The sequence below is a fragment of the Nostoc sp. UHCC 0870 genome, from assembly GCF_022063185.1.
Lineage (GTDB): Bacteria > Cyanobacteriota > Cyanobacteriia > Cyanobacteriales > Nostocaceae > Trichormus.
Window position 1 is genome coordinate 4,245,403 of sequence record NZ_CP091913.1, and the last position, 14,635, is coordinate 4,260,037.

Annotated in this window: 18 protein-coding genes; 8 read left to right on the forward strand and 10 right to left on the reverse strand. The window is 41.8% G+C overall.

From position 1 onward, the window contains the following. Window positions 1–23: 23 nt before the first annotated feature. The gene (locus tag L6494_RS17865) at window positions 24–899 is read right to left on the reverse strand and encodes an SDR family oxidoreductase (protein WP_237989029.1); all 876 of its coding nucleotides are present in this window, start codon (window positions 897–899) and stop codon (window positions 24–26) included. Between the two features lie 43 nt (window positions 900–942). Then, window positions 943–1,731, reverse strand: a complete 789-nt coding sequence (gene xth / locus L6494_RS17870) for an exodeoxyribonuclease III (protein ID WP_237989030.1) — start codon at window positions 1,729–1,731, stop codon at window positions 943–945. A gap of 425 nt (window positions 1,732–2,156) precedes the next feature. On the opposite strand from xth, the gene L6494_RS17875 reads away from it, so the two are divergent. The 3 genes from L6494_RS17875 (at window position 2,157) to L6494_RS17885 (ending at window position 4,654) form a co-directional block, all read left to right on the forward strand. Further along, entirely contained in the window at window positions 2,157–3,218 is a 1,062-nt protein-coding gene (locus L6494_RS17875) for a glycosyltransferase family 4 protein (protein ID WP_237996123.1), read from the forward strand. 63 nt (window positions 3,219–3,281) lie between these two features. Then, window positions 3,282–3,473, forward strand: coding sequence for a hypothetical protein (locus L6494_RS17880; protein ID WP_237996125.1), 192 nt, complete (start codon window positions 3,282–3,284; stop codon window positions 3,471–3,473). Window positions 3,474–3,631: 158 nt separating this feature from the next. Beyond that, on the forward strand, window positions 3,632–4,654 hold the full coding sequence (locus tag L6494_RS17885) for a zinc-dependent alcohol dehydrogenase (protein ID WP_237989031.1): 1,023 nt from the start codon (window positions 3,632–3,634) through the stop codon (window positions 4,652–4,654). A 43-nt stretch (window positions 4,655–4,697) separates the two neighbouring features. Here L6494_RS17885 and L6494_RS17890 read toward each other — a convergent pair whose 3' ends face one another. Both L6494_RS17890 and L6494_RS17895 read right to left on the reverse strand, forming a co-directional pair. After that, window positions 4,698–5,006 (reverse strand): type II toxin-antitoxin system RelE/ParE family toxin, encoded by a 309-nt coding sequence (locus L6494_RS17890; RefSeq protein ID WP_237989032.1) that lies wholly within the window; start codon window positions 5,004–5,006, stop codon window positions 4,698–4,700. Continuing rightward, a complete protein-coding gene (locus L6494_RS17895; protein WP_190704487.1) occupies window positions 5,003–5,269 on the reverse strand; it encodes a type II toxin-antitoxin system ParD family antitoxin in 267 nt (88 codons plus the stop codon). The genes L6494_RS17890 and L6494_RS17895 overlap by 4 nt, the downstream gene beginning before the upstream one ends. Before the next feature lie 202 nt (window positions 5,270–5,471). On the opposite strand from L6494_RS17895, the gene L6494_RS17900 reads away from it, so the two are divergent. The 3 genes from L6494_RS17900 to L6494_RS17910 all read left to right on the forward strand — a co-directional run bounded on the left by L6494_RS17900 (window position 5,472) and on the right by L6494_RS17910 (window position 6,963). Next, on the forward strand, window positions 5,472–6,083 hold the full coding sequence (locus L6494_RS17900) for a hypothetical protein (RefSeq protein WP_237989033.1): 612 nt from the start codon (window positions 5,472–5,474) through the stop codon (window positions 6,081–6,083). 182 nt (window positions 6,084–6,265) lie between these two features. Then, window positions 6,266–6,601, forward strand: a complete 336-nt coding sequence (locus L6494_RS17905; protein WP_237989034.1) for a DUF5674 family protein — start codon at window positions 6,266–6,268, stop codon at window positions 6,599–6,601. Further along, the gene (locus L6494_RS17910; RefSeq protein WP_237989035.1) at window positions 6,601–6,963 is read left to right on the forward strand and encodes a hypothetical protein; all 363 of its coding nucleotides are present in this window, start codon (window positions 6,601–6,603) and stop codon (window positions 6,961–6,963) included. Before L6494_RS17905 ends, L6494_RS17910 begins: the two co-directional genes overlap by 1 nt. A gap of 25 nt (window positions 6,964–6,988) precedes the next feature. Here L6494_RS17910 and L6494_RS17915 read toward each other — a convergent pair whose 3' ends face one another. Further along, window positions 6,989–7,348, reverse strand: a complete 360-nt coding sequence (locus L6494_RS17915) for a Dethiobiotin synthetase (RefSeq protein ID WP_237989036.1) — start codon at window positions 7,346–7,348, stop codon at window positions 6,989–6,991. A gap of 180 nt (window positions 7,349–7,528) precedes the next feature. Further along, window positions 7,529–9,043, reverse strand: coding sequence for a C-3',4' desaturase CrtD (gene crtD, locus L6494_RS17920; protein WP_237989037.1), 1,515 nt, complete (start codon window positions 9,041–9,043; stop codon window positions 7,529–7,531). Window positions 9,044–9,216: 173 nt separating this feature from the next. Between crtD and L6494_RS17925 the strand changes: the two genes are divergently transcribed. Next, the gene (locus L6494_RS17925; RefSeq protein ID WP_237989038.1) at window positions 9,217–10,944 is read left to right on the forward strand and encodes an ABC transporter ATP-binding protein; all 1,728 of its coding nucleotides are present in this window, start codon (window positions 9,217–9,219) and stop codon (window positions 10,942–10,944) included. A gap of 367 nt (window positions 10,945–11,311) precedes the next feature. Here the strand turns inward: L6494_RS17925 and L6494_RS17930 are convergent, their stop codons facing one another. Both L6494_RS17930 and L6494_RS17935 read right to left on the reverse strand, forming a co-directional pair. Further along, window positions 11,312–12,037, reverse strand: a complete 726-nt coding sequence (locus L6494_RS17930; protein WP_237989039.1) for a peptidylprolyl isomerase — start codon at window positions 12,035–12,037, stop codon at window positions 11,312–11,314. A 167-nt stretch (window positions 12,038–12,204) separates the two neighbouring features. Continuing rightward, on the reverse strand, window positions 12,205–12,579 hold the full coding sequence (locus tag L6494_RS17935; protein ID WP_237989040.1) for a c-type cytochrome: 375 nt from the start codon (window positions 12,577–12,579) through the stop codon (window positions 12,205–12,207). 209 nt (window positions 12,580–12,788) lie between these two features. On the opposite strand from L6494_RS17935, the gene petG reads away from it, so the two are divergent. Continuing rightward, window positions 12,789–12,902, forward strand: coding sequence for a cytochrome b6-f complex subunit V (gene petG / locus L6494_RS17940; RefSeq protein WP_010995538.1), 114 nt, complete (start codon window positions 12,789–12,791; stop codon window positions 12,900–12,902). A 300-nt stretch (window positions 12,903–13,202) separates the two neighbouring features. Here the strand turns inward: petG and L6494_RS17945 are convergent, their stop codons facing one another. Beyond that, on the reverse strand, window positions 13,203–13,505 hold the full coding sequence (locus L6494_RS17945; RefSeq protein WP_237989041.1) for a DUF1816 domain-containing protein: 303 nt from the start codon (window positions 13,503–13,505) through the stop codon (window positions 13,203–13,205). A 97-nt stretch (window positions 13,506–13,602) separates the two neighbouring features. Further along, window positions 13,603–14,571, reverse strand: a complete 969-nt coding sequence (gene rlmB / locus L6494_RS17950; protein WP_237989042.1) for a 23S rRNA (guanosine(2251)-2'-O)-methyltransferase RlmB — start codon at window positions 14,569–14,571, stop codon at window positions 13,603–13,605. Window positions 14,572–14,635: the final 64 nt, after the last annotated feature.

Genomic DNA, 14,635 nt, shown 5'->3' on the forward strand with positions numbered 1-14,635 from the left:
TTCCCTAGGCCCCATAAGTAAACTTAAACTGCTAAATATCGCCGTAAAAAACTTTCTAGGGTTTCTAAAGAGAAATTGAAAGTTTGCTCTATGTTAGCTATTTCCTCTTTTCTACAGAAAAACTCATTGGACAGTAATGTCCGAAAAGTTCCTAAAGCCTGTTGTGCTTTCGGGTTAATTAATCCCAAAACACCCCTTAAACCATCCACTACCAATAATGGGGAGTGAATCACGATTGGCTCTTTATTAAAGATGCGACTAAAAATTTGGGGAATATCTTCACGGAATAAAATCTCTGAACCTCCGACTGGAAATATTTGATTCAGTGCGCCTGGAACGCTTACAGAATCTACTATTATCCTGGCTAAATCATCCGTACTGACGATGGAAGTTCGATTTTTGGGATCGCCAATCAATAGATATAACCCTGTTTCGCGGAATCTTTCTGCCAAGGGGAGCAAGTTAGATGCTAATCCAGCCGGACGTAAAATAGTGTAATTGATGCCACTAGCCGCTAAATAGCGTTCTACAGCCCGTTTAGCTTTGAACACGGGAGCATCTTCATACCCTCGTTCAGCTCCTAGTACAGAAATAAAGACGAAGTGTTGCACTCTATTGGCTTTTGCCTGATCAATAAGTTCAATATTAGCCCGGTAATCTAGGGCAAGAGCATCACTATCAGAACCGTGAGTGCTGATTACATATTGAACACCCTGACAAGCTTTGGCAATATCTTTTTCATACCTTAAATCACCGATGAAGATGTCTGCGCCTCGGTGTTCTAATTCGCCATAACGCGACGTGAGGCGGACAAATGCCCGCACAGACTGCTCCCGTTGGCGTAGGAGTCGCACAACTCGACGACCAATATCTCCCGTTGCTCCAGTTACCAAAAACATAATTATTAGGGATTGGGGATTGGGCAATATCTAATCTAAAATCTCAACTTGAAAATTCCACAATTACCGGCGTATGGTCGCTGGGTTGGGGTAGTTTTCTAGGGGTGATGTCAATAGTGCAGCTTTTTGCTTGCTCGTATAATACAGATGTCAGATAGTGATGATCAATGCGCCAACCCAAGTTGCGACGGAAGGCGGCGGTGCGATAGTCCCACCAACTGAAGTTTCCGCCTTCATTAGTAAATTTACGAAAGGCATCAGCAAAGCCTAGTTCTAGAACATCTCGTAAGGCTTGACGCTCTGCTTCAGAGGCCATGATGTGATTTTCGGCTTTGACTTGTTCGTGAATATCTCTGGCTTCTAGGGCAATATTAAAGTCGCCACACATACAGATGCTAGGTTCAGATTGCAGAAGTGTTTGCAAATATTCCCGCAGCACTGTCAACCAGCGTAGTTTAAATTCGTACTTCTCGCTGCCCACGGATGAACCATTGGGAACATAGAGGTTCACAATCCGCACACCATCTATTACACCAGTGATTACCCGTTTTTGCTCGTCCCATGCTGGATCAATATCTGGTAAAACTGCTGTGAATCCGGTAGTAACATCTTTAAGTGGTTGCTGACTAATGAAGGCCACACCGTTATAGGCTTTTTGTCCTGACACATACAGGTGATAGCCTAAATCTTCTAAAGGCGATCGCGGAAAATCTGCATCTACAACTTTGGTTTCTTGCAAACAGAGAACATCTACGGGATTTTGCCTTAACCAATCAATAACCTGTTCTAGACGAGTGCGAATTGAGTTGACATTCCAAGTAGCGATTTTCATTAGTTAATTAACAGTGTCTGTATAGAGAACAAATTTTTAACGATGATTTTTTAGAATTATTTAATATTTATCAGGTTTCTTTATTTTTAGCCATTTTCTCTAAATGGACACCATAAAAAATTGATCCCATCTATAATTTTTAGTATTGTTAGCTACAAAATTTCACTATATTGTGAGTTCTGCTACAAAATATTTTACTAGTTTCTGATCCCCAAGGTAGATGAAACTTAGAATACATGAGTTATATTTAAAAGGCGGTGGGTTAGTGGCTATGACGTATGATCTCAAATTAACCAAGATTACCCTTTAAGGAGTCTATTAGGTTAATTTAAATTGCAAAATTGTCAGTAATAATTTTATTTCCTCATAATATTATTAAAGATTTTATTGTGGGGAGCATCTTACCGACAGAACCAAAACAATTTATGAAAATCGCTCAAGTTGCCCCCCTGTGGGAACGAGTTCCACCTCCCAATTATGGAGGGATTGAACTGGTAGTGAGTCACTTGACCAATGAATTAGTACGTCGTGGTCATGAGGTTACATTATTCGCTTCTGGTGATTCTCAAACCTTGGCTAATTTAGCAGCAGTTTACCCACGTGCATTACGCTTCGACAATACAGTCCAAGAGTATGCCGTGTATGAAATGCTAGAACTTAGTCAAGTTTACCAACAAGCAGAGAAATTTGACCTGATTCATTCTCATATAGGGATTTCGGCATTACCCTTGGCGAGTTTGGTTTTAACTCCGACTGTACACACTCTGCATGGTAGTTTTACTAAAGATAACCAGAACCTTTTTAGTTATCACCAAAAACAGCCATACGTCAGTATTAGTAACGCCCAGCGTCAAATTCATCTCAACTATATTGAAACCGTTTATAACGGGATTGAACCAGCAGATTATCCATTCATTGCCCAACCGCAAGAACCGCCTTACTTAGCATTTTTAGGGCGATTTTCTCCCGAAAAGGGGCCACAATATGCGATCGCAATGGCTAAAAAAACTGGCTGGAAATTGAAGATGGCGGGGAAAGTTGATGTAGTCGATGCCAATTTTTTTGAACAAGAAATTTTTCCCCAGATAGACGGGCAGCAGATAGAATATTTAGGCGAAATTAACCATACACAAAAAGCTCAATTACTTGGTAACGCTGCAATAACTCTTTTTCCTATTAGCTGGCAAGAACCCTTTGGGTTAGTGATGATTGAATCAATGGCAACTGGTACACCAGTAATCGCCATAAATCGAGGTTCTGTAACAGAGGTGATAGAACAAGGCAAAACAGGTTTTATTTGCGAAACCTATGATGAAATGGTTCAGATGATTCCGGCGGCTCTGGAATTAAATCGTCGCCAGTGTAGAGAATATGTAGAAGACAAATTTAGTGTTATCCAAATGGTTAACAAATATGAAGCCGTCTATGAACAAGTGATCAATAATCAAATCCAATTAAGCAGTTATATTCATGCGGCTCAAATCTAATTTTAAACAACAACTTTTTTTAACATTTTTCAACAATAATTTCTTGAAGAGGAGATTGGTATGATGAGTATGCGAGTAAACAATTGCCCATGTTGCGGTGGTTCTCTCCTGCGCCACGTTCGTCACAATGAATTGTATTGGTTCTGTTTGTCTTGTAGACAAGAAGTTCCGCTTTTAAATACTAATCGCTTACCAAATGTGGATACGCGCAATACTGGTGTTGTTGCTCAATCGTCTGTGAGTGCTGAGTTGTGAGTGCTGAGTTGTGAGTGCTGAGTTGTGAGTGCTGAGTTGTGAGTGCTGAGTGCTGAGTTGTTTCTCTCTCGTGTACTGTAATCTCTTGGGTTTTCAATGTGTAGTTTTTGGCTCTACCTGATAAAATCAGGTGGAGCTAAATTATGGGGTAGAAGGCTGTGTTAGCAGCATTACTATATGGTCAAGAAGATTTACGCTTAGAACAAGTTGCAGACCCCTATCCAGATGTAAGTGAAGTAGTAATTAAAGTAGGGGTTGCTACTACTTGTGGTACAGATTTAAAAGTGTGGCGGCGTGGTGGTCATGCCAAGATGTTGAAACCGCCAACTTTGTTTGGTCATGAAGCCGCAGGACAGATTGTTGCAGTGGGTGCAGGTGTAACAGGTTGGCAAGTAGGCGATCGCATCATTGCTAATAATTCTGCCCCCTGCATGAAATGCTTTTTTTGTCAACGCCAAGAATATTCTCTATGTCCGCATTTAACTTGGAATAACGGCACATTTGCGGAATATTTGAAAATTCCTGCCCCGATTGTGCAGCATAATATGTTGCGTGTTCCTGATGATTTGCCGTTAGAATTGGCGGCTATGACTGAACCATTGGCTTGTGTGCTGCATGGGGTCGCCCGTTCTAATGTTAAACCCAAAGATAGAGTTGTGGTTTTAGGAGATGGGGCAATTGGGTTGATGTTTGTTGCAGCGTTGGCGGATACTACTGAGGTGCTGCTGTGGGGAGGTAATGACCACAGACTAGAAATTGGTCAAAAACTGGGTGCAGCTAAAACCTTTAATTATCATCAAATTACCGATATTCCTGGTGTGGTGAAAGAACTAACCCCAGGTTGGGGTGCAGATGTGGTGATTGAAGCAACGGGAGTACCCAGCGTTTGGGAAACTGCGATCGCCTGCGCTCGTCCTGGTGCTACAGTCAATTTATTCGGTGGTTGTCCACGAGATACAACAATTACGGTCAACACAGAACAATTACACTACAGCGAACTCACCTTAAAAGGCGTATTTCATAACACCCCCGAATATGTGCGGGCTGCGCTGTCATTGATTGCTAGTCGTAAAATCCCCTTTGAATTATTGATTAGTGAACAGCGACCATTAAAAGATTTAGAACAGGTTTTTCATGATATGAAAGCGCGGAAAGTAATAAAAGTGGCTATTAATCCTTAATAATAAAATAAGGTATTTAATATGGCACTAATAAGTTTATTAATTATAGGTTTTCTTCTGGATTTGCAAATAGAGATGTTAAATTACGTCTGGCACTGACAACTCTAACAATTTCAATTCCGTCGTTAGTAGTTATGTAGAAAATAATATATCCATCTAATGGAAGTCCTCTTAAGTCTGGAAGCAAATCTTGGTATTTTCTTCCCATATGAGGAAAGTTAACGAGTTGTTGACATTTTTGATTAAACGCATATAAAAGTCGTTCACCAGCCTCAACATTTTCTACCGCGAAGTAATCTGCAATAGCTTGTAAATCACGAGAAGCAGGTAGTGAGATAATATACCGATTCATTTCTCAGCCTTTTTTGCTTGCTGCAACTGTGTTAAAAGCTGATTCACAAAAGTTTCACCATCAATTCCTTCTCCCCTTTCAAGTGATGCTATACCTTCATCAATCTTGGTGCGAGTTTCTTCCAGCCACCCTTGATTAGAAATAGTCTCTTCTTCTAAAAGGCGTAATGCACTTTTAATTACTTCATCAACGCTGTGGAATCTACCTGTGGCTAGCAAAACTTGAATTATCTGTTCTTGCTCTGGGCTTAAGGTAATACTCATAAATATTCCATTTCTTGCCTTTCTCTTATGATAGAGCGTATATATAGCGTTGCCTTGTCTGCTGAGGTACAAATTTAACGGTTGTCAAGACACATTACCCTTCTAATTTGACATTATCTTTCTATAAAACGGGAATCCTATAGTTATCCCTTCATTGTCACCACACAATGAAGAAATTTCTCTGTGAGTCCCGTATAAGAAAATGCTCAAAACATCTCAGCTTAACTTTTTGATTTGCGCCTGTTCTCTAGTTTCTGGGCTAGGCGTGGGAATGGTATTTGATACCAAAGCGAATGCTTTACCAGGACAAAGTACAGAGGATGTTGGTACTTGGATTAAAGCCCATCCCACCTTACGCCCTGGTAGGGGAGAGAAATTATATATTCAAAAAAGTGATACAGCAGCCCAGCGATTTACTTTTCAGGCTTCCGTGTTGCCTCCTGGTAGAGTAGAATTCAGCAAAGACCGGAGTAGGATTCGCTACGAGCGTCTAGCTATGTACGATGCTGTTAATGGCATGAGCTTTCAGCGTTTGCAAGAATCATTGCGGGTAATTTACGGTTTAGATATTTATCAAGACTTTAAAAATGCCCAAACTATATATGAATATCCTAACCAGAGTGCAATTAACTCGGCGCGTTTTGCGAAAACTCCTATTAGAGAAGCTTTAAGGGGAGAATTACGAGTAGGCGATCGCTACGCCTATTGGGTAGAAATTGCCCAACCACGAACTGGTAAAGCTTTCACAGGACAAATGACTGTTTTACTCAAAACTGACTTAGATAAGTTAGAAGCAGAACTGCGAAATCGTTAGTTAGTCTATGACAGCCCTAATTTGTTTTGAGAAACTAGAACCCCGACTTTTCAAAAGAGTCGGAGTTTTGTTGTTCAGATTGCTGATTTTTGCACTTGCAACTGAGAATCACCCACTTGGCTAGGCTACGTTAATTAGTGTATAAATTGACGTTGTTGATTGCTGAGTAGGATTAATTTCAATTGGTTTTAATCATCCGTGAACCTGCTACCTCTGAAGAGATAGAGGAAATGCTGAAAACTTGGGACGTATTTATTAAGATAGCAGTAGACATAGAACGCAAAATTCTTGCAGGTGGAGGCGTTCGCCACTACGAATGTGAACAAGAGTTGCTGAAAGACGGTAGCAGACAAAAGGATATTTGGGGTGCTGATTGGTCTCCTTACACTGAGGAAATCGTGTTTGAGTCAATCATCAATATCCGCCCTAGCCAAAACAACCGTAGTATGATCATCCAATCTCCACAAATTCGAGAACAAGTTAATCAAATTACCAAACGATTGCTAGGAGGATTGTAATGCCAAACTGGAGTGCAATTGAAGCTATTTTTGTACGCCAACCCCACGCACAACAGTTGGGAGAATTGGCAGCTTGTTTAGCACGCCTCAACTCTTGGTCACAAAAAAATGCTAACCGTGAATTAGTTCCAGTATTGTTGGAAGAAAGTTTGTTGTATTTGTCTTTGGTACAACAAAAAAATGAGACAAATAATTTTGAATTAAATCAACTCCAAGACTTGCTACAGGGCTGGAAACAAGATTGGATAAATATTTGGGACAAGCCAACAGAGACAGCACGTATTGCATCTGCTGCATCTAATTGGTCACAGCGAGTATTGGATATGTCTGGGTTGCTGACCTCTGAATCTATGAGTGCTTAGTCTCAAGTTATCTATTTCCTACTTCCTAAAAACTTCCAGAAGGTGGAGTTTGCCAAACGCCAGAAAAAATACTTTCTACAGCTAAAGCGATTCTCAGCAAATCTTCCTTGAGTAATGGCGGCCAATCTACACCAGCCCTTCGCCCTGCTACAAATAGCTGTTGCGCCTTAATACTTAATTGATAAAGGGCAAAAGTTAATTCTCTATCTAGGCTGGGGGATTCTTTCAGTGCTTCAAATACAACCTTCAAAGCTAATAAAATCGAAGTGATTTGACCGGGTACCGGTGGCTTTCCCCACTTCATCCGCGTCAATAGGGCATCTGGGTTATCCTCAGTTGCTATTGTTTGCCCTACTAGAAGTTTGCGAGCTGTTTCGTAATTCATCTATCCAGCGTAGCGTAAGTTTTTACACAGTATAGATACTTGGTTATGCGCTATCTTTTGCTATCTGGAATGTCACCGTTTGGTGCTAAGTCCTCAAGGGCAATGTCTGACGACAAGCCAATTTAATCTACGCATCCCGTAAGCCTAGGATAAATATATCCTTATATGTTGTGTATAACATTAAGATTCCGCTTGAATTTGTCTGACAACTGTCAAGGCGGAATAACTTACCCCGGCTGTACCTTCTCCTGGATGGGTGGAGTCACCAACTAACCATAAATCTTGGATGGGTGTCCGATTAGCAAAACCAAAGGGGCCAAAGGTGGGGATTCTTTGACCAATACCGCCAACTATACCGCGATCGCGCGCAGTATAGTAAGCAAAAGTTCGGGGCGTAGCGGCTTCTTGATAAACTATGGTTTCTGGTTTGAGATAAAAGTATTGTGCTAGTTTTGCGATCGCTTCTTGGGTAAACTTTTGTTTGAGTCCTGAATAATCTTCAGTACGCCTCCACTGTTCAGGGTCTACAAAGGATGAGGCGATAATTGTGGCTTTCCCTGCTGGTGCGCGACCATCACCCGCGTGACTGACAGAGACAAACAAAGAATTATTTTCGCCAATCTCTCCATCAGCATCATACAGAAACTGTAAGTGGGGCGGACAATCCAGAGGTATAGCACTAGCATCTACACCCAAATACACCACAAACGCACCAGATGCAGAAGGTAGCTTTTCTACACGCTGTTGATAACCTGATGGTGCGGATTCTCCTAGGAGTTGTACTAAATTTTGGACAGTGACGTTAGCAACTACATGATCTGCTGTTTCTGTCCAGACTTCGCCTGTTTTTTGATTCCTAATCACAACAGCCGTAGCTTTGCCATTCTCAACTTTGATGTGTTCGACAGTGTGGCGCATTAATAATTTACCACCGTCTCTTTCTAAAGCTTCAACTAGGCGATCGCTTAATACCTGCATACTACCCTGAAGATGAAATAATCCTTGGGGTAGTTGGGATACACTCAAGGCTGTAGCGGCGTAAAGTAAAGCCGTTTCTTCAGCACTGACTTGAGAATATAGCTTCAGTTGTAAATCTAAAAATGTCCGCAGTCGTCGGTCATTTCCCAACCCAAATAACCTTAAAGCATCACCTACAGTGAACAAAGTGAAGGGTGCAGTAATAAATGTACTCGGACGCACTGCTTGAATTAACTGACCTAAATCCCACAAATTGCGGGGAGGTAGCACAGGGTCACGTCCTTGGAATTCCCAACTGGCGTTAAATAAAGTTGCCATCAGTTGCCAAAAAGGTGCGCTACCAGGAAACTGCCTTTGTCGTTCTGCTTGCCATTTTTCAGGGTCACGCCAGACATTAATCGGTGTATTTTCTCCAGGTAAAAAGACTGCACAAGCTGGGTCACAAGGGATTGCATCTGGTAACTCGATTTCTAATTCGGAAAATATCCGATGATGGATTCCTCCAGGTTCTAACCCTGCTACCTGGGTTGCGCCAACATCAAAGGTAAATCCTTGGCGTTTGAATGTAGAAGCACACCCGCCTGGAACAAGGGCTTGGTCTAGAATTAACACGCTGTAACCACGATGGGCTAATAATGCAGCCGCCGTCAGTCCACCAATTCCCGCACCAATGACGACTACACGAGGTTTACTTTGATCAACAAAAATATTAGACATTAATATGAGCGTTACAAAAATTAATATTGTTACTCATAATTTTACCGCCATTTTCTGAGCGGATACCAATCTTCTCAGTATGAAAGCTGCATTAGTCAGGAAATTAACTTTGAGAAACTACCCAAAAGCTGGTAGCGTCTAACAAAGGATAATATTTTTGTGGACGTGAGAGCTTGAAAAGTCGTTCTAATTACTGGCAACTGCTGCCCTATATTAGACCCCAGTGGCAGAATCTTACTAAGGGACTAGTCGGCATTGTGGGATATGTGCTGGCGACGCTGACGCTAATTAATTTTGCAGGGAAGTTAGCAAATCCTTTTGGTGAAGGTAATGTAGTAGCGATCGCACAATTAGCGGCAATTTTGGCCTTAGTGTTTCTTGTCCGTGGCGTTTTTCAGTCTGTGCAAGACATTTATATGTCGAAAGCAGCTTTAAGAGTCGCTTTCTATCTCCGCAAGCAAGTGTACACCCACTTACAAAAATTAGATTTAAGCTATTTTGAAACCGCCAAAGCTGGTGATTTATCTTACCGCCTCACCGAAGATATTGATCGGATTGGTGAAGTCATCCATAAACTGTTTCACGACTTTCTTCCTTGCGTGTTGCAATTGATAGCTATCCCCATATATATGATTTACCTCAACTGGCAACTCACCCTAGCTACAGTGATAGTTGCGCCGTTAATGGGTGTATTAATCGGTTGGTTTGGGGAACGTTTACGTAAATATGCGTTAAAAAGTCAAAATCGCGTATCCGATTTATCGGCAATTCTCACAGAAGTTTTTAGTGGGATTCGCCTAATTCGAGCGTTTGCGGCTGAAAAGTACGAAGTTGCTAGATTTAGCCATGAAGCAGAACGCAGCTTTCAAGCAAAATACTCAGCCGAACGCCTGAAAGCTGTGCAGATTCCCATCATCGGATTTTTGGAAGCTTTAAGTGCTTTATCCCTAATTTTGGTGGGAGCATGGCAAATTCAGCAAAAAAATTTAACCGTGGGGGAGTTTTTCAGTTACCTAACCGCCGCAGGTTTATTAATTGATCCCATTGGTCATGTTACCAACAACTACAACGAATTTAAGCAAGGGGAAGCCTCTGTAGACCGGATTTTTGAATTGATGGCGATACAGCCAACGGTGACAGAAAAGCCTAACGCGATGAATTTACCCCCAGTGGAGGGTAAAGTTGAATACCGTCATATCACCTTCGCTTATAAGCCAGGGGAATCGGTCTTAAAGGATATTAATTTATTAGCGATGCCAGGGGAAGCGATCGCTCTTGTCGGTGCGTCTGGTGCTGGTAAAACCACCTTCGTTAATCTTCTCCCCCGTTTTTACGATCCCACAAATGGGGAAATCTTGATTGATGGCGTGAATATACGAGATGTCTCTTTAGAGAGTTTACGGCGACAAATTGGCATAGTTCCCCAAGAAACCATCATGTTTTCTGGGACTGTTGCTCAAAATATTGCTTTTGGACAAAATTTCTATGACTTAGAAGCAGTTGCAGAGGCGGCGAAAATTGCTAACGCCCATCAGTTTATTACCCAGCTACCAGAGGGCTATCAAACTTGGGTAGGTGAAAGGGGTGTAAATTTATCTGGTGGACAAAGACAAAGAATTGCGATCGCCCGTGCTGTATTGCTGAACCCACGGATTTTAATTTTAGATGAGGCGACATCAGCCTTAGATTCCGAGTCAGAAGCCTTGGTACAGCAAGCCTTAGAAAGACTCATGCAACAACGGACAGTATTTATTATTGCCCACCGTTTAAGTACAGTCAGAAAGTGCGATCGCATTTTAGTATTAGAACGAGGACAAATTGTAGAGTCAGGAACTCATGAAGAATTATTAGCCCTTGAGCGTCGCTATGCAAGGTTCTATACTCAGCAATTTAGTCATTAGTCAAGTCGCTTCTCTACGAGACGCTACGCGAACGCTCCAATTCAAAATTCAAAATTCAAAATTCAAAATTCAAAATTAAAGACAATTAGTGTCCGATTGAACTCACCCCTAATTGTTCGCGTAGCGTCCCGTAGGGAAGACCGCCAAATCATTCGCGCAGCGTCTGTCTACGACACGCTGCGCGAACGTAGAGAAGATTGTGGCTCTTTCTTGTACCCACAATTAATTAATTTAAAATTATTTCCATTCTTCCTAACAGAATTTTGAATTTTGCATTTTGAATTCAAAAAAGGTCATTTCTACCTTCCAGTCCCCAGTCCCCAATCCAATCCCCAATCCCCAATCCCCAGTACCCAGTCCCCAGTCCCTAACTCCGAATTACCTCAACTTGCTGTTGCTGTTCTTTTAACCAACCTTCAAATAATTCATTCAATAGACGCGCCTTCATAGGATCATCTAGTTGGGCGGGGATAAACTTCTCCACACGCACAATTACCAACCACTCTGCAATGCGGGCTGGGGGTGAGATTTGATTGGGTTGACAATTAGTAAGTAGTTGTACCATTGTGGGATGAAGCGTGTTGAGTTCCACAGGCCCTACTAAGCCCCCAGTTTGAGCTTCTGGTCCTTGTGAATACTTCTGTGCTACATCTGCAAAAGATTGTTCTTTAGCTTGAAGTCGAAAGTATAGTTCTTGCGCTAGTCCAGCATCTTGAGTCCGTAGCAGAGAATATATAACTTTATCCAGTTTGCCCTTTAACTGAAAAAAATAAGATTCTAGTTTGTTACCCCAAGTGACTTGCTTAAATTTTTCTAATTTTAGTTTGCGAGAAATAATATTATCTAATTGCTCAGAACTCAAACCTTGCTGTACCATCCATGCTTGAATATCAGCTGCTTGTGTTAACTGTCTTTCGGCATAAAAACGCTGTTTAGCTTGGGTAACTTCTTCAAGATTGCACTCTATATTTGCTATACCCTCGTCAATAATTAACTCCCGTAGCAATTGTGGCAGTAGTTGATAATTAGCTAGTAAGGGAATAATTTCACTAGCTTGGATTTTGCGATCGCCGATTTGCAGCACTTCAGTCATATTTGTTTGGTTTATGTATATTTAGGCGGTGAGGGATTGTCCTTTAGATCCCCGACTTCTTCAAGAAGTCGGGGATCTAAACTAAACTACAAGCAAGTTTCACAAAAAATAGTAGGCGATCAACAAGATGATTTACCTACTGCTTTTACTATGGACTGAATACCAGTTTATAAACTTTCTAAATAACTCAAAAGATCCGCCATTTCTTGCGTATTGGGCTGAAATTTTGGCATTGGTGGTGTTTGACCACTAATGACTTGATGAATTAGTCCATACTTGGACTTGTGTTTAGAAACGCCTTGCAAGCTAGGGCCTACTCGCCCATCGGCTTCTAAACCATGACAGCCAGCACAATTGATTTGAAAGATAGCGTGACCTTGTATTTGGTCTCCTGGCAACGCCATAACACTCTTGACGTATGGGTCAGAGGCTTGAACCATCTGAACACCAAAAATGCCCAAAAAGACTGCTAGCAGTATCGCCAGAGCCAGTAAAGCGCACTGCTGAATCAGAGTTTCCGGTTTGGTAATCTGGTTATCCAAAAGTTGTGCTGTGAAAGTCTAGTTGTTTTCAAAAATTTTCATTTCCTACACATAGCTTAAAAGTTCTTGATGCTGACTGCAAGCATATCTGGGACTTTTATCGTAACTAGCCATTGTCTAAAATCTTGATAGAAAGCGGGATTCATCCCCAATTTGGTAAAATCATAAACAGGAAATGAATGTTGAAAATCGTAAACAGGAGACTTAAAGTGGTTGAACCCCTGCTTTCAGGTATTGTTCTTGGTTTGATTGTAGTTACCCTCGCTGGGTTGTTTTACGCTGCCTACAAGCAATACAAACGACCCAATGAGTTGGGTGGTTGAGTTAGTGCCGTTAGCGTAACCCTTGCTGTAAAGCCCTGCGGGCATGGCTGCGCTTAGAGCGGTAGCGCGGCGTTTAGCCGGTGCTAAGTGCTGAGTGGGTGATAAGGTGGATGAGGAAGCAAGGGGAGTAGCTAAAATAATTAATCTTCTACCTTGCGGTTACTCCTAGGGAGAACGCAGAAAGTGACCGTTATCGGATCTCAATCCCCCTCATCCTCCTTATCTATAAATTTGTCTAAACTGTGTGCATCTGAAATTAACACGCCAATTGCTGGAAGTTGGCTTGACTATTTGCCTAAACTAAATCTGACCGCTAAAGGCAGGCGTTACTTTGCGGTCAATCCGTTCCCCCAGGTCTTCAGCAATAGTTAAATTATCTGGCTTGCATCGCTTGACGTTTACCAGTATCCCTTGCGCTCCTTCTGCTTCTAAATCTTCTACGTAGCCTTTGGTTTCTACCTTGGCATCAGTGGAATTGAGAAAAGGCCCGAAGTAATAAGTACAACGGGGATTTTGAGTCTCAATTTCTACCCACCAAGCCAAGCCAAGGGTATTATACGTATTAATTGCAGTTTCCTTCAGGTTATGCCAAATTGTTGTCATGGTTGCTGCCAATTTATCAAAGTGGTACTGAATATTAAATGTTTGGTGTTGTCGTTTGTTCTATTTACATTTCTTTATACTCTTTTACTGATAATTTTCAAAGAGGTTTTGGTAATTTATCTAGGTATAAAGTATTTACAGCACGTTGACGAAAAATCTCGTACAGTGCCATACCTGATGCTACAGAGGCGTTTAGGCTGGGGGTCTTACCCAGCAGGGGAATTGATACCAATACATCACAGGATCGTTGTGTCAACATACTAAGACCTTCGCCTTCCGAACCTACGACTAAAACGATAGGGCCACGGAAGCTGACAGCATGGAGGGGTTCGCTACCATCGGCCGCAGTACCATAAATCCAAAAACCAGCTGCTTTCAATTCTTCTAAAGCACGACTGAGGTTAATTACTCTAGCTACAGGAAAGTTTTCTAAAGCACCGGCTGCGACTTTTACTACTGTAGAGGTAATCCCTGATGCTCTTCTTTGAGGGATAATGAGACCTTGAGAGCCGATAGCCTCAGCAGTACGAATAATTGCACCCAGGTTATGGGGATCGGTGATGCCGTCAGCTACTACAATAACGGGATCAGTGACTGACTTAGCCTGCTCTATCAATTCGTGTAATTCAATGTATGAATAGGGAGCTATTTGTGCAGCGATTCCTTGGTGGTTGGCTTGGTCTGTGATTTGATCTAGCCGCTTGGGTTCTACTTCGTCAATGACTGTGCCGTTTTCTTTGGCTTTGAGAATTAGATTATGAAATCGGGGATCGTAACGCAGACGAGAAGTAACCCAAATGCGGTTGAGTTCCCGTTGATTTTGTAAGGCACTTAAGACTGGATGACGACCATAGATCATGTCGTTATCGCTATCTCTTTCTCTTTCTTCTATTGGTTTGGGAGATACCGATGGAGGAGTAAAGATACGGCGTGGATGTGGCTGATTGTCTCCTTGTCTGGGACTGCGACTCGTCGAGCTAGTTACAACACGCTTGCCTTTAAGTTTGAGGACTGGCCCGCGATTAGGTTCGGTAGCAGTTTTGATTTTTTTAGGTTTATTGTTCATAGGAGTTTTGGGTACAACGCATGAATAAACATACCGATTCCTGAACTCACTGAACCATTACGTA

What these genes read in the sequence shown, in the direction of transcription:
- L6494_RS17900 (WP_237989033.1), top strand. Translation starts at nt 5,472, where the DNA reads ATGCTCAAAACATCTCAGCTTAACTTTTTGATTTGCGCCTGTTCTCTA.
- L6494_RS17895 (WP_190704487.1), bottom strand. Translation starts at nt 5,269, where the DNA reads ATGAGTATTACCTTAAGCCCAGAGCAAGAACAGATAATTCAAGTTTTG.
- rlmB (WP_237989042.1), bottom strand. Translation starts at nt 14,571, where the DNA reads ATGAACAATAAACCTAAAAAAATCAAAACTGCTACCGAACCTAATCGC.
- L6494_RS17945 (WP_237989041.1), bottom strand. Translation starts at nt 13,505, where the DNA reads ATGACAACAATTTGGCATAACCTGAAGGAAACTGCAATTAATACGTAT.
- L6494_RS17890 (WP_237989032.1), bottom strand. Translation starts at nt 5,006, where the DNA reads ATGAATCGGTATATTATCTCACTACCTGCTTCTCGTGATTTACAAGCT.
- L6494_RS17875 (WP_237996123.1), top strand. Translation starts at nt 2,157, where the DNA reads ATGAAAATCGCTCAAGTTGCCCCCCTGTGGGAACGAGTTCCACCTCCC.
- L6494_RS17865 (WP_237989029.1), bottom strand. Translation starts at nt 899, where the DNA reads ATGTTTTTGGTAACTGGAGCAACGGGAGATATTGGTCGTCGAGTTGTG.
- L6494_RS17910 (WP_237989035.1), top strand. Translation starts at nt 6,601, where the DNA reads ATGCCAAACTGGAGTGCAATTGAAGCTATTTTTGTACGCCAACCCCAC.
- L6494_RS17880 (WP_237996125.1), top strand. Translation starts at nt 3,282, where the DNA reads ATGAGTATGCGAGTAAACAATTGCCCATGTTGCGGTGGTTCTCTCCTG.
- crtD (WP_237989037.1), bottom strand. Translation starts at nt 9,043, where the DNA reads ATGTCTAATATTTTTGTTGATCAAAGTAAACCTCGTGTAGTCGTCATT.
- L6494_RS17930 (WP_237989039.1), bottom strand. Translation starts at nt 12,037, where the DNA reads ATGACTGAAGTGCTGCAAATCGGCGATCGCAAAATCCAAGCTAGTGAA.
- L6494_RS17915 (WP_237989036.1), bottom strand. Translation starts at nt 7,348, where the DNA reads ATGAATTACGAAACAGCTCGCAAACTTCTAGTAGGGCAAACAATAGCA.
- xth (WP_237989030.1), bottom strand. Translation starts at nt 1,731, where the DNA reads ATGAAAATCGCTACTTGGAATGTCAACTCAATTCGCACTCGTCTAGAA.